The 22,546-nt window shown below is 67.1% G+C and carries 14 protein-coding genes; 9 read left to right on the forward strand and 5 right to left on the reverse strand.

Annotated features, from left to right (window positions below; translation table 11 throughout):
* Nucleotides 1–556: 556 nt before the first annotated feature.
* Nucleotides 557–1,891, forward strand: coding sequence for a transcription termination factor Rho (rho, locus tag KF688_01020; GenBank protein MBX3424234.1), 1,335 nt, complete (start codon nucleotides 557–559; stop codon nucleotides 1,889–1,891).
* A gap of 182 nt (nucleotides 1,892–2,073) precedes the next feature.
* The gene (locus tag KF688_01025) at nucleotides 2,074–2,733 is read left to right on the forward strand and encodes a Uma2 family endonuclease (protein ID MBX3424235.1); all 660 of its coding nucleotides are present in this window, start codon (nucleotides 2,074–2,076) and stop codon (nucleotides 2,731–2,733) included.
* Between the two features lie 297 nt (nucleotides 2,734–3,030).
* On the opposite strand, the gene galE is transcribed toward KF688_01025, so the two are convergent.
* A complete protein-coding gene (gene galE, locus KF688_01030) occupies nucleotides 3,031–4,014 on the reverse strand; it encodes a UDP-glucose 4-epimerase GalE (protein ID MBX3424236.1) in 984 nt (327 codons plus the stop codon).
* 201 nt (nucleotides 4,015–4,215) lie between these two features.
* Between galE and KF688_01035 the strand changes: the two genes are divergently transcribed.
* Both KF688_01035 and KF688_01040 read left to right on the forward strand, forming a co-directional pair.
* Nucleotides 4,216–4,959 (forward strand): SDR family oxidoreductase, encoded by a 744-nt coding sequence (locus tag KF688_01035; protein ID MBX3424237.1) that lies wholly within the window; start codon nucleotides 4,216–4,218, stop codon nucleotides 4,957–4,959.
* 107 nt (nucleotides 4,960–5,066) lie between these two features.
* Nucleotides 5,067–6,122 (forward strand): TIGR03032 family protein, encoded by a 1,056-nt coding sequence (locus tag KF688_01040; GenBank protein ID MBX3424238.1) that lies wholly within the window; start codon nucleotides 5,067–5,069, stop codon nucleotides 6,120–6,122.
* Nucleotides 6,123–6,140: 18 nt separating this feature from the next.
* On the opposite strand, the gene KF688_01045 is transcribed toward KF688_01040, so the two are convergent.
* Genes KF688_01045 through KF688_01055 form a run of 3 tightly spaced genes read right to left on the reverse strand, consistent with a single transcriptional unit; the run spans nucleotide 6,141 to nucleotide 7,775 of the window.
* Complete coding sequence (locus KF688_01045; protein MBX3424239.1) at nucleotides 6,141–6,563, reverse strand: hypothetical protein; 423 nt, start codon at nucleotides 6,561–6,563, stop codon at nucleotides 6,141–6,143.
* Nucleotides 6,560–6,970, reverse strand: coding sequence for a hypothetical protein (locus tag KF688_01050; protein MBX3424240.1), 411 nt, complete (start codon nucleotides 6,968–6,970; stop codon nucleotides 6,560–6,562). The genes KF688_01045 and KF688_01050 overlap by 4 nt, the downstream gene beginning before the upstream one ends.
* A gap of 37 nt (nucleotides 6,971–7,007) precedes the next feature.
* Entirely contained in the window at nucleotides 7,008–7,775 is a 768-nt protein-coding gene (locus KF688_01055) for an SDR family oxidoreductase (protein MBX3424241.1), read from the reverse strand.
* A gap of 112 nt (nucleotides 7,776–7,887) precedes the next feature.
* Between KF688_01055 and KF688_01060 the strand changes: the two genes are divergently transcribed.
* From KF688_01060 to KF688_01075, 4 genes are all read left to right on the forward strand, one after another.
* Nucleotides 7,888–9,324: a deoxyribodipyrimidine photo-lyase gene (locus tag KF688_01060; GenBank protein ID MBX3424242.1), complete on the forward strand. Its 1,437-nt coding sequence runs from the start codon at nucleotides 7,888–7,890 to the stop codon at nucleotides 9,322–9,324.
* Between the two features lie 126 nt (nucleotides 9,325–9,450).
* Nucleotides 9,451–14,193, forward strand: a complete 4,743-nt coding sequence (locus tag KF688_01065) for a DEAD/DEAH box helicase (protein ID MBX3424243.1) — start codon at nucleotides 9,451–9,453, stop codon at nucleotides 14,191–14,193.
* Nucleotides 14,186–14,977: an Fpg/Nei family DNA glycosylase gene (locus tag KF688_01070; GenBank protein MBX3424244.1), complete on the forward strand. Its 792-nt coding sequence runs from the start codon at nucleotides 14,186–14,188 to the stop codon at nucleotides 14,975–14,977. Before KF688_01065 ends, KF688_01070 begins: the two co-directional genes overlap by 8 nt.
* Before the next feature lie 153 nt (nucleotides 14,978–15,130).
* Nucleotides 15,131–18,877, forward strand: coding sequence for a PQQ-dependent sugar dehydrogenase (locus KF688_01075; protein MBX3424245.1), 3,747 nt, complete (start codon nucleotides 15,131–15,133; stop codon nucleotides 18,875–18,877).
* Nucleotides 18,878–18,938: 61 nt separating this feature from the next.
* Here KF688_01075 and KF688_01080 read toward each other — a convergent pair whose 3' ends face one another.
* Entirely contained in the window at nucleotides 18,939–21,392 is a 2,454-nt protein-coding gene (locus KF688_01080) for a serine/threonine protein kinase (protein ID MBX3424246.1), read from the reverse strand.
* A gap of 258 nt (nucleotides 21,393–21,650) precedes the next feature.
* On the opposite strand from KF688_01080, the gene KF688_01085 reads away from it, so the two are divergent.
* A complete protein-coding gene (locus tag KF688_01085) occupies nucleotides 21,651–22,250 on the forward strand; it encodes a sigma-70 family RNA polymerase sigma factor (GenBank protein ID MBX3424247.1) in 600 nt (199 codons plus the stop codon).
* Nucleotides 22,251–22,546 lie beyond the last annotated feature (296 nt).

Here is a 22,546-nt window from a genome sequence, read left to right on the forward strand (position 1 = left end):
AGTTCGACCCGTACCAAGCGATTTGCTGGCAGCCCAGCCGTCAGCAGCAGACTTGCCGCGGCGCCACGTTGTTTTGAGGGGCAGTTTCCAGTCGATGGCGGTCTCGCCGTTGATTGCAGTCTGTCGTCAGCCTTTGCTCCGGCGGCGTCATTCGCCACAGACCAGCCGTAGCGGTCGACACGGGTTGAGCGACAGGGCGTTTTGCGTTGCGGGGTTTCCGCGGCCGAGTCGCAGCGATTGGCGGAGTTTGCCCGCGCTGACGACCGGCGACGGCGCACGGGCGCATGGTGCGCGCCGCTGCGACGCGGATGCTCGCGCCTCCTAACTTGGGAGTGACTCAGTTTTTTTGTGCTGCCGGGCGTCGCGCCCGCTGCCAGCCGCAGCAGGATGCAACTCAACGCGTCGTCCCCCTTCGGGACCGCGCCAGCTCGATTCTCGGAGCGTTCGTCGGCGACACCTCCCGCAGCGCGCGTTCGTGCGCGCCTTTGGACGTCGCCTGTCGGTCTCGACCTTTGCCGGTCGCGACCAGAAATGGATCAGGATTTTGAAGAACAACATGGGCAAGAAGAAACAGCGGAACCAAGGCCGGTATCGCGGTCGAGGCGGCAACCAAGGCGGCCAAGGCGGCCAGCAGGGGGGCCAAGGGGGCCGCGGCGGTTACAATCGCCAAGGCGGCGGCGGAGGAGGCGGCAATCGCTATCAGAACCGTCGCCGCAACTACGCGAACGAGCCCCGCCAGGACGATTTCGCCGCCGACAACGGCGACGGTTCCGCTCTCTTTGCCGGCTCGGGCGTGCTTGAAATGCATCCCAACGGCTACGGTTTTCTCCGTGACCCCGCGTCCAACTTCACGCGCGAACGGACCGACCCCTTTGTCCCCGGCACGATGATCGAGAAGTTCGGTCTCCGCGAAGGGGTCCTCTTAAGCGGGTTGGTGCAGCCGCAACGCAAACAACAGGGCCCCCGGCTGCGCGAACTGTTGGACGTCGACGGCATGGCGCCGGAGGATTACGTCAACGTCAAGACGTTCGACGAACTCACCCCGATCTCGCCGGAAGAGTGGTTCCGCCTGGAAACGGGCCAGCAGCCGCTCAGCACGCGCGTGATGGATCTGTTGACCCCGCTCGGCAAGGGGCAGCGGGCGCTGATCGTCGCCCCGCCGCGCACCGGCAAGACCGTGCTCATGCAACAGGTCAGCCAGGCAATCTCGCAGAACTACCCCGAGGTCACCATGGTCGTGATGCTCATCGACGAGCGTCCCGAAGAAGTGACTGACATGAAGCGAAACGTCAACGGCGAAGTGTTCGCCAGCAGCCTCGACCGCGACGTCGAGAGTCACGTCCGGTTGGCTCAGCTTGTGGTCGCTCGCTGCCAGCGGCTGGCCGAGATGGGCAAGGATGTGTTCATGCTCATGGACTCGATCACCCGCTTGGCCCGCGCGTTCAACAAGTGGGTCGGCAACACAGGTCGCACCATGAGCGGCGGCGTCGACATCAAGGCGATGGACATCCCCAAAAAGCTGTTCGCCACGGCGCGGGCGTTCGAAGAAGGCGGCTCGCTGACGATCTGCGGCACGGCGCTCATCGACACCGGCAGCCGAATGGACGAGCTCATCTTTCAGGAGTTCAAGGGGACCGGCAACATGGAGTTGGTGCTCGACCGCAAGCTGGCCGACCGCCGCGTCTTTCCGGCGATCGACATCGAGCAGTCCGGCACCCGCCGCGAGGAAAAGTTGCTCCCCCCCGAGACGCTGCACGCCACCACGATGCTGCGTCGCACGCTGTCGTCGATGCACCACGTCGACGCGATGGAGCAGCTCACCACGAAGCTCGGCAAGTTCAAGTCGAACGCCGAGTTCGTCTCGCTGATTAAGGGCGCGGGGGTGGATTGAGGCCGGGGCGTTCCTAGCCGGCGGCCCGGCGGCCCGTTGTTCGGAGCGAGCGGGAAAACGCCTTGGGCGGACCCTGCCGATGCTCGCCCCGGAAGCGCTCGCTTCCTATTTCGCGCCGCTTTTGGCGAATTGCGCCGGCTGCGATAAACTGAAGGGGTCCCCCTGTCCTGGAGCGCTGCGCCATGTCCATGCCTTATCTGGGCGATCCCTCGCTTGTCTGGACGGCCGATCAACTGGTCGCTGCATTGGGACCGATGCCGTTGTCGCGCATCGTGTTCGACCCGCCGCCGGGAACGGCGACCGTGGAAGACGCGTTGCAGCTTAACGAGCGCCACGACTCGCTATGCGAATTGATTGACGGAACGTTGGTGAGGAAAGCGATGGGAGCCTATGAATCCTTTCTTGCCGTCGAACTGATCGCGTTGCTCTCCACGTTCGTGAGAGAGAACAAATTGGGAATCGTGCTTGCACCCGACGGAATGCTCCGCCTGCAACCCGATCAGGTTCGCCTCCCCGATGTTTCGTTTCTGTCAAACCTGCGCTTGAAATCGTCGGGCTTTCCGCAAGCTGCCGTGCTTCGGGCCGCTCCCGATTTGGCGGTCGAAATCATCAGCCCGGGCAACACCCGCGAGGAAATGGATCGCAAGCTTCGCGATTACTTCACGGCGGGAACGCGGCTCGTGTGGTACGTGTACCCCGAGACAAAAAACGTTCACGTCTTCACTGCCGTAGACAATCAAACGGTGCTCGGAGAGCAAGATCAACTGACCGGCGGCGAGGTTCTGCCGGGGCTCGTGATCGACTTGGCGAAATACTTCGAAACGCCGGAGATCCCGCAGTAGACGCATGCCCGGCAGGGCGATTGCATCACATTGCATCCGATCAGGCAGGACGGGTCGGCAGCGAGCCTGCCTAGCTAGGTGAGACTCAAAACGTGCATTCTGTCGTTAGCGGAAAAATCGCAATTCGTTGACTCCATCCTTCGATATCGATCAAGCGGGACCCGGCAACCTGAACCTCAAAGTAGTTTGCCGAACCGTAGCCATTGTGGTGCAATCGCCCTGATCTCCAAGTCTCTTGGACATTCAAGCGATCTCCCATGAGAAGGGTCCGTTGACCGATGAGCAGGGCAATTGGATTCACTCCCCATACCCGTTCGGGTGCGCCTTGTGCCACGCCCAGGCGCTTTCGACGATCGGTTTGATGCCGACGAATTTTGGTTTCCAGCCGAGCGTCTTTTGAGCGAGGCTGGCGTCGGCCACCAGCATCGGCGGGTCGCCGGCGCGGCGTTCGACGATGCGGGCCGGGATCGGATGGCCGGTGACTTCGCGGCAGGCGTCGATCACCTCCTGCACGCTCGCACCGTGCCCTGTGCCGAGGTTCAGCTTGAGCCCCTCGCCCGGGACGATCTTCTCGAGCGCCAGAATGTGGGCCTCGGCCAGATCCTCGACGTGGATGTAGTCGCGGATGCAGGTGCCGTCGGGGGTGGGGTAATCGTCGCCGAAGACAAGCGCCTCCGGGCGTTTCCCCAGCGCAACGTCGAGCACCAGCGGGATGAGGTGGGTCTCGGGGTCGTGGTCCTCGCCGATCGAACCGTCGCTCGCCGCGCCAGAGGCGTTGAAGTACCGCAAGGCCGCGTACCCCAAGCCGTACGCTTGGGCATAGTCGGCCATCGCCCGTTCCATGACCAGCTTCGTGTAGCCGTAGGGATTGATCGGCGATTGCTTCTCGGTCTCGGTGATCGGCACGACGTCGGGGACGCCGTAGGTCGCACAGGTGCTTGAAAAGACGAGCTTGCGGACCCCGGCGGTGCGCATGGCGTCCAACAGCGAAAGCGTCCCCACGACGTTGTTCTGGTAGTACTTTGCGGGGTCGGTGACGCTCTCGCCGACATAGGCGAAGGCGGCGAAGTGCATGACCGCCTCGATCCCGCGGGACTTCATCGCCTCGACCAGCTTGGGGCCGTCCATGAGATCCCCCTCGACGAGTTTCCCCGCCGGGGCCGCGGCGCGGTGGCCGTAGGAGAGGTTGTCGTACGCCCAGACGTCGTGCCCCCCGCGAGCGAGGACCCAAGCCGCGTGCGAGCCGACGTACCCGGCGCCGCCGGTGAGGAGGATGTTCATCAGACAGGATCCCGAAGTGCTGGAAAGCGACCGCGCCGACGCCACGACGCCCGGCAGGTGCGATGTTCCCTTGTGCTCGGGGGAGGTGTCAAGCGGCGTCAGTTTGCGGCGGCCGGGAGAAAGCGGCATAATCGGGCGAAGTTTCACGACGCCGGGCATCCCGGTCTCGCCGCTCAAACCCCCTCAAGTTCGGAGTCGTCCATGTCCCCACGCGTCGCCCTGGTGACCGGCAGTACGCGCGGACTGGGCAAGGCGATCGCCCTGGAATTGGGGCGCCGCGGCAAACGAGTGGCGATGAACTACGTCCACGATCGCGAGACCGCCGAGCGGGCGTTCGTCGAACTGCAAGGGGCGTGCCGCGAGTCGTGGCTCGTGGCCGGCGACGTCACCAGCGAGTCCGAGGCCCCCGACGTCTGCCGACACGTCGCCGATTCGCTGGGGCCGATCGACGTGCTGGTTATCAACGCGACCTGCGACCAGCCGCAACTGCCGATCGAAGAGTCCGACTGGGCATACTATCAGCGGATGCTCGATTATTTCGTGAAGAGTCCCGTCCTGTTGGCCAAGGCGTGCCTGCCCCATATGAAGCGGCAGCGGTGGGGGCGGATCATCCAAATCACCAGCGAGGTGTTCTCCCAAGGGACGGCCCCGTTCAGCGCCTACGTCGCTGCCAAGGGAGGCCAAACGGGACTGTCGCGCAGCTTGGCGCGGGAACTGGCTCCCTACGGGATTACCGTGAACATGGTCGCCCCGGGGTGGATTCCCGTCGAGCGCCACGCGGGCGAGTCGCAAGCGACCCGCGACGCCTACGCCGCGCAAGTCCCTGCGCGACGGTTCGGCACGCCGGAGGAAGTCGCCGCCGCGGTTGCGTTTCTGGCGAGCGAGGAGGCGAGCTACGTCACCGGCCAAACGATCGCCGTCAACGGCGGCAACACGGTGTCGTAAGCATGCGAACGAGCCGGCGCGCGATTCCGCCGGCCAGCGGGGGGCTGAGGCAGCTCGTCGGCGATCTTGTGGTTGGTCTCTCCGAATTCCTAAGCCGGTCGTTGTCCATGTCCTCCCCTGCCCTGCCCCGCCGCGATGACGAGGACCAGCGGAGCTCGGCCGACGCTCAACGCCCCGCGGCCGGACCGGTGCGCGTTCGCGTGCACGGCGACTTCGTCGAGTGGCTTGCTGCGACGGGCGGTTCGCTGGCGGTCACGACCTACACCTCGGGCAAACTCCTGCTGGCCAGCGCACCGCGGGGCGAGTTGACGATCCGCGAGACGAAGTTTGCCCGGCCGATGGGGATGGCGGTCGACGGCGCTCAATTGGCGCTCGCGATCCGCGAGCGGCTCCTCGTGTTTCGACGCGAAGCGAATCACGCCGATTCCGCGCCGGCGATCTACGCGCTGGTTGAGAGTCGCGCAACAGGCAAGCTCAACGTACATGACGTCGCGTTCGGACGGCGCGGGATCCACTTCGCCAACACGCGCTACAACTGCGTGGCTCGACCGAGCGAGCGGGTCAGCTTTCGCCGCGTCTGGACGCCGCCGTTTATCGCCGAGACGGTCCCCCAGGATCGCTGCCACCTGAACGGGCTGGGGATGCGCGACGGCGAGCCGGCGATGATCACCGCGTTTTGCGCCACGGGCCGCAAAGGAGGGTGGCGCGAGGCGGATCGCTTCACCAGCGGCGTCATGGTCGCGGTTCCCGGGGGCGAGACGGTGGCGCGCGGACTTTGCATGCCCCACTCCCCGCGGCGGCACGAGGGGGCGTGGTGGGTCTGCAATTCGGGCGAAGGGACCCTCTGCCGGCTCGCCGAGCCCGGCGTGTGCGATCCCGTCGCCTCGTTGCCAGGGTTCACGCGCGGCTTGTGCTTTGCTGCGGGGCGAGCGATCGTCGGGCTTTCGAAGATTCGCCCCGAGCACATCCTCGACGCCCCCCCCGTGCGCGATCGGCATGGGGAGCTGCGCGCCGGGGTAACGCTGGTCGACCTCGCCACGGGGCGCGAGACCGGTTCGCTGGAGTTCGTCCGCGGCGGAAACGAGGTGTTCGAAACCGCGTTCCTGCCGGGGATTGAACACGCGACGATCGTAGCGCCGACCGACCCGCCGCCGGCCGAATAGCCGCCGCAAGTCGGTCGCTCACGCCAAACACCACAACGCAATAAGCCCGCGGACGCTCCACGCGAGGGTCCGAAACCAGTTGCTTGTCGTGAGTTTTTGCGCCGTCCGATCGTCGTAGCCTTGCGACAACCTGCCGTGCAGCGGCGCCTGCACCAGGGCGGTCGAGAGCCAGAGGGCGACGACCAACGCCAGGCCGAGCCAAGCGACGGCGACCGGCGCGGGCGAACTCGGCGCCAAGGCCAGCCACGCGGCCGAGGCCAACTCGGCGAGCATCAGCGGCGCGACGACCCAGGTCGTCCGTCGGCAATGAAGCCGCTCGTACTCGACGAACCCCGCGGCCCCGACGCGGGCGAACAGCGGGTAATGGACCAACTGGACGAACCAGATCAGCCCCGCCATGGCCCAGGTGCTGGCGGCGTGAATGAGGAGGACGGCGTTCATCGCGCGGCTCGGGCGGCATGCCGTAGAACGACGGCGAAAGGAATCCACCAGATCAGGTCGTTGGCGACGATCGTCCACCCCAAGGCCAGGGGAAATTCGCCCCGCGCGACCGACGCCGCGAACCCGATCGGGCCGAGGATCTTGCCTAAGAGTCCGACCAGCACGATCGGCCAATGACGGACCGGGTCGAACGCCGCGATCGCATAGCCGACGCCGTAGACGCCGACGATCATCCCGATGCATTGCCAGAGCTGCGGGTAGTTGGGAAGCGGATCGACTCCCGCCCAGCGGAAGATCGCCTGCGGGGCGGCGATCGCCCAGGCGCCCCACGCCAGGTTGTACGCGGCCGCCGCCAACAAGACGGACTTCATCCACCGGGGAGTCGCGGCGCCGGCCGAAGCGGACATACAAACTGCCTGTGCGAGGAAAGCGGCGAAGACCCAATCACGCGGGCCGAGTCGTGGGACGCGGCAGGACGGTGGCCAAGCCGCCGTCGACTCCCAGCACCTGCCCGGTGACCCAGGAGCTTTCTGACGACAGCAGCCAAGCAAGAGCGGCGGCGACGTCGGCCGGCTCGCCCAGTCGCGCAAGCGCGTGCATCTGTCGCGATCCGGCGGCGGCCGCTTCATTTTGCCACAAGGATGCGCTCAGGTGCGACTTCACCAGTCCTGGAGCGACGGCGTTCACGCGGACGCCGCGCGAAGCATAGCTCGCCGCGGCGGCGCGAACCAGACCCTCGACGCCCGCCTTGGCCGCGGCGATCGCCTCGTGATTCGCCAGACCGATCGAGGCGGCGGCCGAAGAGACCAGCGCGATCGATCCTCCCCCGCTTCGCATGGCTTGTACGGCGGCCCGAACGGCGGCGAATGCAGAGAATAGGTTAATCTCGATCGTCTCGCGCCATTGATCGTCGGAGGTCGCATGGGCGGGGCGCAGCAGGAGCGAGCCGACGCAATGGGCCACGCCGCTCACGGAGCCAAATGCCTCAACGGCCGCGGCGATCGCCCCGTCGACCGAGGCCGAATCCGTCGCCGCGAGCGGGACCGCGGGCGCGTCCAATTCGTGGGCCAGTGCGGCCAGCCGCTCGGCGTCGCGGCCGGCCAGCAGCACGGGGCGTCCCTCGGCACGCAACCAGCGGGCCAGTTCGCTTCCGACGCTCCCGGTGGCGCCAAGGACGACGACCCCGCCGGGGGCCGAAGAATTTGCCTCCATGGTCAGAATCCCGGTTGGTCTTGCGGACATTTTGCGGTCACATTCAGCCGGATGCAGAGCATCCCCCCTCCGCCCAACCGCAAGCTGCCCCTTGGGATCACTCGCAAGCACGATGTCTGCTCGTCCGACGATCGTTTGGTTCCGACTCGACTTGCGGCTTGCCGATCAGCCGGCCCTCGCGGCGGCGGTCGAACGCGGGCCGGTGATCCCCGTTTTCATCTGGGCTCCCGACGAGGAAGCCCCCTGGGCCCCCGGGGGCGCGAGCCGCTGGTGGCTGCACCACTCGCTGGCCAGTCTTGATCGGCAGCTCCGTGAACTTGGCTCGCGGCTGGTGCTCCGAGCCGGCGACTCGCTCGCCGAACTCGAACGGCTCGTCGAGGAAACGTCCGCCGAGCGCGTCGTTTGGTGCCGGCGCTACGAGCCGGCAGTCATACAACGCGACAAGCGGATCAAAGCCGCGCTCGCGGAACGCGGCATCGACGTCGGCAGTGACAACGGCAGTCTGCTCCACGAGCCGTGGACGATCAGCACGCAGAAGGAAGAGCCGTACACGGTCTTCACGCCGTTCTGGAAACGATGTTTGGCGAGCGGGGCCGACCTGACCCCCGCCCCGGCGCCCCGCGAGATCCCGGCGCCGGCGAGATGGCCGGCGAGCTTGGAACTCGACGAGCTGGAACTTCTGCCGCGGATTCCCTGGGATCGGCAGTTCTATGAGACTTGGGAGATCGGAGCCCCTGCTGCCGAGCGGCGGCTCGATATTTTTCTCCGCAACCGACTCGCCGAATACAAAGACGACCGCAATCGTATCGACGTCGAGGGCTACTCGAAGCTCTCTCCCCACATCCACTTCGGCGAAATCAGCCCCCGGCAGATCGCCGCCGCAACGCGAGCCGCGATGGACGGCGACAAGTCGCTTGAACGGGGGGGATCGCATTTCCTCAGCGAACTCGGTTGGCGCGAATTCGCCTACCACCTTCTCTATCACTTTCCGCACACGACCGAGCGCCCGCTGCGCGAGCGGTTCCAGGAGTTCCCCTGGGAAGCAAGTCGAGAGAAGCTGCAGCGGTGGCAGCGCGGGCGGACCGGGTACCCGATCGTCGACGCGGCGATGCGTGATCTGTGGGCGACCGGGTTCATGCCAAACCGGGCGCGGATGCTCGTCGCGTCGTTCCTTGCCAAGGACCTGCTTGTGCCGTGGCAGGACGGCGCCCGCTGGTTCTGGGACACGCTGGTCGACGCCGATCTGGCGAGCAACAGCCTGGGTTGGCAATGGACCGCGGGATGCGGGGCTGACGCGGCGCCCTACTTCCGGATCTTCAACCCCACCAGCCAAGCCGAGAAGTTCGACCCGCAAGGGGACTACATCCGCCGCTGGGTTCCGGAGCTTGCCCGGCTTGAGACTCCGGCGATTTTCGAACCCTGGAACGCCGACGAGGCGGACCTTGCAACCGCCGGCGTGAGGCTGGGCGACGACTACCCGGAGCCGATCGTCGACCACGGCGAAGCCCGCGACGCAGCCCTCGCGGCGTACGAAGAGATCAAGGGATAGCTGCCAATTGCCCACGAGCGGGTCGCTGAGCTGGCGCGGGCCGTTCGCCGCCTCGGCACGAAGCGCGGTACAATCTCGGTTGTCGCGCCCCGTCAGCCTCTCCCGAGTCTTCCCCTGCCAATTCCCGTGCCCGCTCCCGAGGCCCCCGCCGTCGACTCGCTCTCCGGCATGGATGCGTTCCATCCCTGCACGCGACGGTGGTTTGCCGATTCGTTCGACGGGCCGACCCTGATCCAACGATCCGCCTGGCCGACGCTCGCGACAGGGCGAAGTGCGCTGCTGCTCGCGCCCACGGGATCCGGCAAAACGCTCGCGGCGTTCCTGGCGGCGATCGACCGGCTGATCTTTCACGAAGGTTCGCCCTCCCCCGCCGGCGACCCGGCGGCCGGAGGAACCTCTCGTCGGCAGCGAGGAGAGCCTGTGCGCGCGCCTGCGCCCGGCGTGCGCGTCGTCTACGTCTCGCCGCTGAAGGCGCTGGCCGTCGACGTCGATCGCAACCTCCGGGCGCCGCTGGCGGGGATTCACGCTACTGCCGATCGGTTGGGCGCGGCCCACTGCCTGCCGCGGGTCGCGGTGCGCTCGGGAGACACCTCGCCGGCCGATCGCCGCGACATCGCCCGACGTCCCCCCGACATTCTCATCACGACGCCCGAGTCGCTCTACCTGATGCTCACGTCGAAGTCCCGCGATGTGCTCGCGGGGGTCGAGACGGTGATCGTCGACGAGATCCACGCCGTTGCCGCGACGAAGCGGGGCGCGCATCTGTTCATTTCGCTGGAGCGTCTCGAACGGTTGCGGCGGCAAGCGAATCCCGCCGCCTGTCCGCTGCAGCGGATCGGCTTGTCGGCCACGCAGCGACCGCTTGAAGAGATCGCTCGGCTGCTGGGCGGCGGCGAGGCGACGGCCAACCCCGACGAGCCGCCGCGCCGGCGCCCGGTCGAGATCATCGACGCCAGCGAGCCGAAGCGACTTGAGCTCTCGGTCGAAGTGCCGGTCGACGACATGACGGACCTGTCGCGCCCGCAGGAGTTCACCCCGGGGCCGACGGCGGGCCCTTCGCAGCCGCCGTCGATCTGGCCGGCGATTCACCCGCGGCTGGTGGAACTCATCCGGCGGCACCGCGCGACGATGATCTTCGTCAACAGCCGTCGGCTTGCCGAGCGTCTCGCCACGGCGATCAACGAGTCGGCAGGCGAAGAGATCGCCCAGGCTCATCACGGCTCGATCGCCCGGCCGCAACGCGCGGCGATCGAGGACCGACTCAAGCGCGGGCAACTGCCGGCGATCGTCGCCACGTCGTCGTTGGAACTGGGCATCGACATGGGCGCGGTCGACCTCGTGGTGCAGATCGAGGCGCCCCCCTCGGTCGCCTCGGGAATGCAGCGGATCGGCCGCGCCGGACATCACATCGGGGCGCCCTCGAAGGGCGTCGTCTTCCCCAAGTACCGCGGCGACCTGTTGGCCTGCGCCGCCGCGACGGGACGGATGCGCGTCGGATACGTGGAATCGACGCGCTATCCCCGCAATCCGCTTGACGTCCTCGCCCAACAGATCGTCGCGATCGCGGCGATGGAGACGCTGTCGGTCGACGAGTTGTATGCCACGGTGCGCGGGGCCGCCCCGCTGGCCGAGTTGCCGTGGTCGCTGTTCGAAGGCGTGCTCGATCTCCTGGCCGGGCGATATCCCAGCGACGAGTTTTCGGAACTGCGGCCGCGGCTGAATTGGGATCGGCTGGCCGGCACGGTCGGCCCGCGAAAGACCTCGCAGCGGATCGCCGTGCTGAACGCGGGGACGATTCCTGATCGGGGGTTGTACGGCGTCTTCCTCGCCGCCGAGCCGGGGGCGACGGGGCTGCGCGTCGGCGAACTCGACGAGGAGATGGTCTTCGAGACGCGCCCCGGCGAGATTTTTCTGCTCGGCGCCTCGTCGTGGCGGGTGCAGGAAATCACCCGCGACCGCGTGATCGTCGTTCCGGCGCCGGGGGAGCCGGGGAAGATGCCGTTCTGGCGCGGCGACGGACCGGGGAGACCGCTCGACTTCGGACGCGCCGTCGGCGAGTTGACGCGACGACTCGCCAGGGAGGATCGCGCGGCCATCGCAGAGTCGCTCCGCGGGGAAGCGGGCCTTGATGAGCGGGCCGCTGCAAACTTGCTGGCCTACGTCGACGACCAACTCGCCGCGACCGGCGAGGCGCCGACCGATCGGACAATCGTCGTCGAGTCGTTTCTCGACGAGATCGGAGACTGGCGGATCGTGATCCTCTCGCCGCTGGGAGCTCGGATTCACGCCCCCTGGGCCCTGGCCATCGCCCAACGGTTGCGCGACGAGCAGGGACTTGAGATCGACATGATGTGGGCCGACGACGGCATCGTGCTGCGACTTCCCGAGAGCGAGCGGCCCCCAGGGGTCGACCAATTGCTCCCTGCGGCCGACGAGGTCGAGGACCTGGTCGTTCGGCATTTGGGGTCGACGGCGCTGTTCGCCTCGCACTTTCGCGAGAACGCCGCGCGGGCCCTGCTCTTGCCGCGTCGGCAACCGAATCGCCGCACCCCGCTGTGGCTCCAGCGCCGCAAGGCGGCCGACCTGCTCGCCGTGGCGGCGCGGTACGAGCGGTTTCCGATCCTGCTCGAAACCTACCGCGAGTGCCTGCGCGACGTGTTCGACGTGCCCGGGCTGCGCACCGTGTTGGCCGACGTCGCCCGGCAGGCGATCCGCGTTCATCAGGTCGAGACCGACGCTCCGTCGCCGTTCGCGGCCTCGCTCTTGTTCAATTACACGGGGAACTTTCTATACGAAGGAGATGCCCCGCTGGCCGAACGGCGGGCCCAAGCGCTTGCGCTCGATCATGGTCAGTTGCGCGAACTGTTGGGCGCCGCGGATTATCGCGAGTTGCTCGACCCGGCGGCAATCGACCAAGTCGAGCGGGAACTGCAGCGGCTTGACGAGCGGCGCGTCCGCGATCCCGACGCGATCCACGACCTGCTGCTCCACCTGGGAGACCTCGCCGAGGACGAACTGCAGGCCCGCGTCGACCCGACCGCGGTCGCCGCTGGGACGGCAGCCGCGTGGGTCGAGCAGCTCCTCGCCGTGCGACGGATCATGTGCGTCCGGCTAGGGGGCGAGTTACGACTTGCGGCGGCGGAGGACGCGGCCCGACTCCGCGACGCGCTGGGGGTGCAGCCCCCGCCGGGACTGCCGGAAGCCTTCCTCGAATCAGGCGCCGATCCGCTGGGAGACCTGTTGTCGAGATTCGCAAGGACGCGCGGGCCGTTCACCGTCGCCGACGCCGCGGCGCGATTCGGACTCGGCGAGGCGACTGTTCGCGCGGCGCTCGAACGGCTCGCCGAGAAGGGCCGGATCCTCGTCGGCGAGTTCCTGCCCGGCGCTGCGGGACAGGAGTGGGTCGACGCCGGCGTGCTCAAGCGGATCAAGCGGTTGTCGCTCGCCCGGTTGCGCAAACAAGTCGAGCCCGTGTCGCCGGAGACGCTCGCTCGGTTTCTCCCGGTGTGGCAGGGGGTGACGCAACCGCGGCGGGGGCTCGACGGATTGCTCGACGTCGTCGAGCAGTTGCAGGGGATCCCGCTGGCGGCGTCGGCCCTCGACGCGGCGATTCTGCCGGGGCGGATCATCGACTACTTCGCCGCCGATCTGGACGAACTGTGCGCCGTGGGAGAGGTCGTGTGGCGCGGGATCGAGGCGAGCGGCCCCCACGATGGCCGCGTCGCGCTCTACCTGGCCGACAGCTTTCCGCTCCTCGCACCGCCGCCGGCAATTGTCGACGAGCCGCTGGCTCAGCGGATCGTCGCCGCCCTCGGGGAGCGCGGGGCCATGTTCTTCGACGAGTTGGCCCGCAAGGCGGGCGGGTTTCAGCACGACGTGCTCGACATGCTGTGGCAGTTGGCGTGGGCCGGCGTCGTGACAAACGACACGCTGGCCCCGCTCCGCTCCCGGCTTCGTCGGCCGCGCAGCGGAGAACGACGCCCTCGACGCGGCCGTGACGCCGGGCGTCGGTTTCGCTCGCGCCGCATGGCCACGATCCCTGGCGCCGAGGGTCGCTGGTCGTTGCTGGACTACGGCGGCGACTCGGTTCCCTCGCCGACCCAGCGGCAGACCGCGCTGGCCGAACAATTGCTCAAACGCTACGGCGTCGTCACGCGGACCATCGCGGGGCGGGAGGCCCTCGCTGGCGGGTTCGGGGCTCTCTACCCGGTGCTGCGAGCGATGGAAGAGGCGGGGCGGGTCCGCCGAGGGTATTTCATCGAGGGACTCGGCGGGGCGCAGTTCGCCCTTCCCGGCGCCGACGACGGCTTACGTCGAGCCCCAATGTTGCGCGACGACGCTCCGGTGCAGGAACTCGCCCTGGTGCTCAGCGCGGTCGACCCGGCCAATCCGTACGGGGCGCAGGTCAAGTGGCCCGCGTCGAACGATCCCGGCGCCGCGCTGCAGCGGACCGGCTCGGCCGCGGTGATCGTCGACGCGGCGACGGGCCGATTGCTGGGATACCTCAGCCGCGGTGCGCGAAAGCTGTCGACCTTCTCCGCGCCGACTCTCGAGGACGAACCGCTCTGGCGACGACGATTGGCCGAGCGGCTCGCTCAACTCGCCTGCGACGCGGGGCCGCTCTTGGTGGAGCAGGTTGACGGCGCTCCGGTCGGCGACGCTCCGTTGGCCGACGAACTGCGTCGCGCTGGCTTCGTGCCGACGTCGCGCGGCTCGCTCCATCGCGGCGTCGGACGGACGACGCGGTTCGATCGGATGGCGACCGACCGGCGGCGATTTCCGCTCGACGCCGCCTCGCCGGCCAGCGACGACGCCTTGGCGGCCGAGTTGAGCGACGAGCCCCTCGACCAGGACGCCGACGATGCCTGAAGGGGACACGATCTTCCGCTCGGCTACCCAGCTTCGCCGAGCCTTGGCCGGGGGCGTCGTCGAGCGGGCGGCGGCGTGGGACCGGCTGCGCGATTCGCCGCTCGCCGGGCTCGCAGGCGAAACGATCGTCGCGGTGGAGGCCCGCGGCAAGCACCTGCTGATGCATCTGGGCGCTGCGGGCGCCATTCACTCGCATATGGGGATGACCGGCTCGTGGCATCTCTACCCGCCGGGCGAGCCGTGGCGAAAGCCCCCCCGCCTGGCGGCGCTGGTGCTGACGGTCCGCGGAGTGGACGCAGTCTGCTTCACCCCCAAGACGCTCGAACTGCTATCCCCTGACGCGCTGCGACGGCATTCCCAACTGCAGCACTTGGGTCCGGACCTGCTGGCGGGGGAGTTCGCCGGCGAGGAGGCGCTCGCGAGGCTCCGCGCCGTGGACGCCGCGCCGCTGGGCGAAGCGATCATGAACCAGCGAGTCGTGAGCGGCATCGGCAACATCTACAAGTCCGAGGTTCTGTTTATCCGCGGGCTTGATCCGTTCGCCTCTGTCGCGGCGTACTCCGACCAGGAACTGGCAGCGCTGCTCGCGGAGGCTCGGCAGCTCATGCTGCGGAATTTACTGGGCCGCCCCCGGCAGACCCGCCTCAGCTCCGGGAGCCGACAATGGGTCTACCACCGCAGCGGACAGCCTTGTCTTAAATGCCGCGGCGCCATCGAGATGCGCCGCCAAGGGGACGCGGGCCGGTCAACCTACTGGTGCCCGTCGTGCCAACCGCCGCGGTGACGGCCGGGCTCGACGGGTTGAAGCTCGAAATCTCCGGAAACATACGCCGCCGCCCGATTTTTCGGGGATCTGCTTTAGGTGCAGATCAAGCCAGGGTAATATCGCATATTGCCCAAATCGCCGAGATCGCATTGCCCGAGATTCTTCTCCATCATGGCTAAATTGTTCAAGTCCTCTCGTCGCCTGATGACGTCGTTGTCCTGCTCGCCGCTTGGCCGTCGTCGGCTGGCGTTCGAAACCCTTGAGGATCGGCGTCTGCTCGCGGGGGCTCGGATCCAGATCAATGCCGCGGGGCAGACCGGCTCGGAAACGATGCAGCTGTTGATCGACGGAACTCCCGTCGCGATCTGGAACAGCGTGGGGGGGAATACGTCGACCGGCGCCTACGCCAGCTTCGCCTACGATCATGACACGTCGGTGACGATCGACCGCGTGCGGGTCGCGTTCACCAACGACGCCTTCAACGGCGCAGGGGCGGATCGCAACCTCTTGGTCGACTCGGTCGTCCTCGACGGCAAGCGATACGACACCCGCGCCGACAACGTCTTTTCGACCGGCACCTGGATGGCGGGGATCGGAGTGACGCCGGGGTACAAGCAGAGCCCCTGGCTCCACGTGAACGGCCAGTTCCGCTACGGCCAAGCCCCTTCGACGATCGACGTGCTGGCCGCGGGGCGACTCGGCGAGGAACGGATTGCGCTGCAGATTGACGGCGCCACGGTCGCCACGTACGACGTGACCGGCGGCGATTACCTCGGCGGGTCGAACTACCAGCGGTTCACCTATCACCATTCGGCGCCGTTGTCCGAGAACCAGGTCCGGGTCGCGTTCATCAACGACGCCGTCACCGAGACGGGCGATCGCAACGTGCGGATCGACGGCATCCTGCTCGACAACGTGAAGCACGAATCCGAGGCTCCGGGCGTCTTGACGACCGGCAGCCCCGGCTACGGCGGCGTGCCGCAGTTTCTGCAAGTCGACAAGATGTTCATCAACGGGTACTTCCAGTACGGCGACAACCGCACCGCCGTCGCCCCGCAGCTCAACCAGACTCAGATCGTGATCCGCGCCGCCGGCTCGATCGGCGATGAAACCATGGAACTGCGGATCGGAGGCGTCACGTTCGCCACGTTCGTCAACGTCGGCGGCAGCGCGGGGACCGGCGTCTTCAACGAGTTTCGTTACACGTTGACCGGCACGGTGTCGCCGTCGCAGGTGAGCGTCGCCTTGACCAACGAGTTGGGAAGCTACACCTACGATCGTAACCTGCGGGTCGATTGGGTCTCGATCGGCGGAGTCGTTTACCAGTCCGAGGCGGCCGACGTCTATTCGACCGGGACGTTCGTCAGCGGCGTCGGCATCCGGCCCGGCTACTGGCGCACCGAGTGGCTTCACGGCAACGGCGAGTTTCGCTATGCGACCCCCGGCAATCCCGGCACGATCGCCCTGGGGACGTCGCTGATCAGCGTCGACGAGAATGCCGGGACCGTGTCGATTCCTGTGGTGCGAACCGGCGGCAGCGCCGGGACGGTGGCGGTCGACTATACGACCGTTCCGGGCACGGCGACCGCGAACGTCGACTACGTCACCGCCAGCGGCACGCTCGTCTTCGCTCCCGGCGAAACGAGCAAATCGATCGTCGTTTCGATTCTCGACGACGCGACGGACGAACTCAACGAAACGTTCAACCTAGCGACCGATCGCGTGCTGGGGGGAGCCGTCCTCGGCCAGCCGCGCACCGCGACGATCACCATCGTCGACGACGACGGTCCCCCGCCTCCCGGCAGCGGCAACGGGCTTCTGGGCGCCTACTACAACGGTCAGTACCACCAGTCCCTTGTCTTCGAGCGGACCGACGCGACGATCGACTTCGACTGGGTCCTCGGCTCGCCCGGACCGGGGGTTGCGGCCGATCTGTTTTCCGTGCGCTGGGTCGGACAGGTCGAGGCCCGGTTCAGCGAGACCTATACGTTCCGCACGAGCACCGACGACGGCGTGAATCTGTGGGTGAACGGGGTCCAGTTGGTGGCCCAGTACCGCGATCAGGCGCTGACCAGCCATCAAGGGTCGATCGCGCTGGTCGAGGGGCAAAAGTACGACCTGATGATGGAGTACTACGAAAAAACCGGCTACGCCCTCGCCAAGCTCGAATGGTCGAGCCCCAGCACCCCTTGGGAGGTGATCCCCGCCAGCCAGCTTTACAGCCCGCCGCCGCAGATCACGATCCCGGGCACGTTCGCCGGGCAGACGATCGCCACAGGACTGTCGGGACCCACGGCGCTCGACTTCGACTCTACGGGGCGAATGTTCGTCGCCGAGCAACGGGGCGTGGTCCGTGTCGTGCAAGACGGACAATTGCTGGCCCAGCCGTTCCTCGACATTCAGCCGCAGGTCAACTTTATCCAAGACCGAGGCATGATTGGTCTGGCAGTTCACCCGGACTTTCCGGCCACGCCGTACGTGTACGTCTCCTACGTCTACGACCCGCCGGAGACCGCGAATTTCACCGGGCTCGCCGGGCGCGACGGGGGAGGAAACCGCGTCTCGCGGGTCAGCCGGTTCACCGCCGACGCCGCGGCCGGATACAACCGAGCCGTCCCGGGGAGCGAAGTCGTGCTGATCGGCGCAAACGGCACGTGGAACAACATCAGCCACCCCGAACTCGACAGCACCAACGACATCAACATTCCTGCCACAGGCGGCCCCGACGGCTCGATGCAGGACATCCTGATCATCGACACCTTGACCCACGCCGTCGGCAATCTCGTGTTCGGCCCCGAAGGGGCGCTGTACGTCGCCAACGGCGACGGGGCCTCGTACGGCCGCGTCGATCCCCGCGCGGTCCGCGTACAGAACATCGACAGCCTGTCGGGCAAGATTCTGCGAGTCGACCCGATCACCGGCCAGGGCCTGCCGTCGAACCCCTACTACAACGGCGATCCCGACGCCAATCGCTCGAAGGTCGTCAATTACGGGCTGCGCAACCCGTTCCGCTTCGCCATCCAGCCTGATTCGGGCACGTTGTTCGTGGGCGACGTCGGGTGGAACACTCATGAGGAGATCAACTCGGGCTGGGCAAAGAACTTCGGCTGGCCCTACTACGAAGGGATCCAAGGACAAAACGCTCAGACGGGCGGTTACAACACGCTGGCGACGGCCGCGGCGTTTTACGCCAACAACAACGCCGTCCCGCCGCTGTGGTCGCGCTCGCACGCGGCCGGCGGGGTGGCGATCGTCGTCGGCGACTTCTACACGGGAACCGCCTACCCCGAGCAATACCGCGGGGCCCTGTTCTTCTCCGATTTCGGCGACAACCAGTTGCGATATCTGCGCGTCAACGAGGACGGTTCGCTCCGTTCGATCGCGCCGCTCAATCTCAACGTCGGCCCCGTCGTGGAAATGTCGATGGGTCCCGACGGGTTCATGTACTACGTCGACATCAGCGGCAAGATCGGGCGGCTGACCTTCACGCCGACGACCGCCGTCGCAGCGGCGGCGTTGCCAGGATCGGCGGGCGATGCGAACGGCGACGGCGCGGTCGACGGCGGCGACTTCCTGGCGTGGCAACGAGAAGCCGCCGCCGTCGAACCGGCGCTGGCGGCCGACCAACTGCAAAGTTGGCGCAATGAATTCGGCGTCGGTCCGGCGAGCGATCCGGCCCTCGCTTGGCTGGCGTACTCGGCGCCGGTTGACGAGGACGAGTCGTTCGTTGCTCCGCCGATCGCACAGCTGCCGTCTTGGGAGCCGTCGGTCGAGACCTTGTTCGACGACGAGATTCCCGCGAGCGACGACGACTTAATCGACGACCAACGTTGGTCCGCAGAACCCGACGCGACCGACGAGGCGTTCGCGCTCTACGGCGACGACGAAGTCGGGGCCGCTGTGCTCACGGCGTTCTAGGCTTGGACTGGGGGAACGCGTTCGAGGCTGCGCCGCTCAATCTCGAACATCGCCCGGCTCGTCACGATGAGCGCGAGGACGGCGTTTGCCCCGACGCCAGCCGGACGTCGCTTTGCCGAAGGCCGGCGGCCGCGGCGCTCGACCGGGCAAGATCCTGCGAGTCTTCGACGCTTTGAATCCACGCGGCGTTGGCCCGGTCGTCGACGGCGACATGGGCGAGGGCTTGCATGTCGAGATCGATCTCGCGCTCCAGGAAGAACATTGCCGCGAAGGCGACCAGTCCCCCGCCGCTGACCGCCTTCAGCAGCCAGTCGTATTGCTTGCCGTAGAGCACGATCAGCAGCACCCCCAACAGCGGCACCAAGGCCGACAACGCGAGGTGGAATCGGTTGAGCCGGCCGACCCGTGCAAGCGTCGACTTGCGCGGCCCGGCGATCACCCCTCGTCGCATCTGGTCGGGGACGAAGTATCGCACGACAAGCGCCGTGATCATCAGGTACGGGTATGCAATCGCCGCAAACCCGGCCAGCGCGAGCGACACGAAAAAATGAATCTGGAACTCCGCATCGCGAAGGTCGGCGTATTCCCAGGCCAAGGCGATCGGGAACACGGCTCCCGAAATCGCCCAAATGACCAGCAGCATTTTGGACACGAAGCCGCCGAACATCAGCAGTTGAGAACACCCGACGCTCGCCGAGCGCGGCGCATCAGGCCGCAACATTCGCAGCGTTTTCCAGGCAAACCAAGCGCCCACCCCGATGCCGATGGGGAACGCCAGCCCGTTGACCCACAACTGAACCGCATCGAACGTCTTCATCAGCGCCGAGTGGACGTCGTTTATCTCGGGATGCGAAATCTCCAAGTCCGGATCCGACAGCCGCAGCAGGTTGTAGTGGTAATTGAACGCCGCGACGAGGGCGTTGGGGATCAGTCCCGCCAATACGACGGTGACGATCGGCCATGCCAAGGCGATCCGTCCGACGAGGCTCGTAGGCGGTTGCAGCAGCTTCCAGCAGCGCTTGTTGAGGCACAGCTGCAGGGCTTGACCCAACTCGCGGGCCGAGGCGTAGCGCTCCGCGACGTCGGGCGCGAGCGCCTTTTGCAACGTCTGACGCAGCGCCGCAGGGCAGTCCGCCGGCAGGGTCGCGGCAAGTTGATTCAGGTCGACTCCGCGCCGGCTGTCGATCATCCGCTGCAGTCGGGCAAGGGTCCCGCCGCCGCCGGGAATCGCCTCGTCGGCGAACGGTCGCCGGCCGACGAGCATTTCCCACAACAGCACTCCCAACGAGTACACGTCGCTCGGCTCGCGGACTTGGTGCGGCGAGCCCCCGAGCAGCGGGTGGCACGCCTCAAGCTGCTCAGGCGACATGTACGCCAGCGAACCGCCGAACGTGTCGGTCGGGTCCTCGTCGGCCCGGCCGCCGTTGTAACTGACGTTGAAGTCGGCGAGCTTGGGCGTCCCGTCGGCCGTCAGCAGCACGTTGGCCGGCTTGATGTCGCGGTGGAGCACGCCCCGCGAGTGGGCGTAGGCGAGCCCCTCGGCCAACTCGGCCCCCAACTTGCAAACGACGTCGGCCCAGGGGGAATCGGCGAACCAGGTGCGGCGCTCCGAACTCGACGGCGGCAGGCTTCCCGCCGCAGCCAGCCGCGCGTCGATCGCGGTCAGCATCATGTCGCCCGCGGGGCGACCGTCGTAACTGTCGCGGACCCGCGACAACGCGTCCTGCAGCGTCCCGCCGGGGACGACCTCCATGTACAACAGCCGTGCCGGCGGGTCGACGCTGCTCCGCTGGTCGTACACCCGCACCACGTGGGGGTGATCGAGCTGGGCGAGCGTCTGCGGCTCGCTGCCGACGTGGCGCGAGATCTTCAGCGCCACCAGCCGCTCCATCGACTGCTGTCGAGCGAGGTAGACCTTGGCGAACGCCCCCGATCCCAGCGGCGTGATCAGGTGAAAGTCGTCGATCACGTCTCCCGGCTTGAGCTCGCCCAGCGGCGGACCGCTCGGTCGCTCGCGTCGCTCCTTGCCCGACGCGACCACCGTGTCGTTGTAATAGGTGTTCGTCGGACTCCCGGGGGCCGACATCCCGCCCAGCAGGTTGCAGACGGCGTCGGCCTGCCGCGGAAAGCGGCGACGAATCTCCAGGTCGTCGACCCCGTCGCCGGCCTGCACCCGGGCCTGGACCTCCTCGTAAATCAGCTCGACCGGCAACTGGTCCGCCGGCCCCAGTTCGGGCACGTCGGCGAGATACGGTTCAAGTTTTCGCGGTTCACGGCCGTGTTGCCAGCGGTGCTCCAGGTCGAGCTTCACCAGTTCCACCGCCAGCACCGCGGCGTCGCCATCGGCCAGATTGCCGAGAAAATCGCGGATCGCGGGGGGCTCTCCCTGCACCTCGAGCGCCACGGCCCAGGTCGCCGAAAAGGCGTCGAGCCGCTCGGCAATCGCATCCCACGCCGGCTCGATGGTAGGAGAACTGCCGCCGAGTGAGCTAGAATGACCGTCGCTAGGTGACATGGCGCAAACAGAAAGTAACCGCTGCCAAGCCGGGGAAACGCTCCCGACGGATTTTGCCGCTCTATCTTAACCACGGAGGCGCGGAGGGCCCAGGGAACTGACCGTGCCGAGTCGCGAGGCGCCGAGAACTCGGTGAATCCCAACCGGGCGGTCGCTCGGTGGGGGCCGCCCCTCACGCCGTGGTTCGACTCCGCCTGCTCCGTAACTCCGTGGTTCCTGCCGACTTGCCAACTGCCGCTGACTGCAAGGATCGTCGTCGTGAGTTCCCATGATACGACAATAGTCGCCCGGCTTCGATCCGGCGACGAAACGGCCCTGGCGGAGTTCGTTGAAACGAATCGCCCCGCTCTGCTGGCGTTCATCCGCAGCCGGACGGGCGCCCATCTGGCCAAGAAGATCGAGCCCGAGGACATCCTCCAAGACGCCAGCATCGAAGCGATTCGCTCGCTCGAGAAAACGCCGCTGGAGAACTGGGATCCCCTCCACTGGCTGTTTCAGATCGCCGAACGCAAGATCATCGACGCCCATCGGCGATTCTTCGAGAGCCAGAAGCGCGCCGCCTCGCGCGAGGCCGCGCTCCCCGAGAACTCGGCCGCCGGGGTCGGTCTGGCGAACTTGCTCGCCGCCAGCATGACCACTCCCAGCGAGGCGTTCTCGCGCGATCAACGTCAGTTGCGCGTTCTGGCGGCCCTCGACCTGCTGCCCCCCGACCAGCGCGAAGCGCTGCGGCTGCGGTATTTGGTGGGGCTCCCCTCGAAGGAAATCGCCCACAAGCTCGGCAAGACCGATGGCGCCGTGCGAGTCATGCTCTCCCGATCGCTGGCGAAACTGCAGGAGATGCTGGCCGAAGAGCAGTAGCAGACGGTTGAAACAGGGGCCGGACGCGCGGACCCACGCCGCACGTCGTCCGAAAGCAGGAATCCGTAAGCCTGCCTCTCCCCTTCCTCAACCGACCCGACCACGGACGCCTAACAGGGTGATGGCTGCGAACGCCGCCAGCCCCCCAAGCCCCCGGCTCGGGAACCGCGCCGACCGTGACGCCGACCGCCACGCTCGTGAAGTCGCCGCGATTGCCGAGACCGGTGCTCCAATTGCTCCAAGCGGCAGGGAACGACGAGCCTTCGAAATTGCCGCTGACGACGTGGCGCCGTCTC

The organism is Pirellulales bacterium (genome assembly GCA_019636345.1).
In the GTDB taxonomy this organism is placed as follows: Bacteria; Planctomycetota; Planctomycetia; order Pirellulales; family Lacipirellulaceae.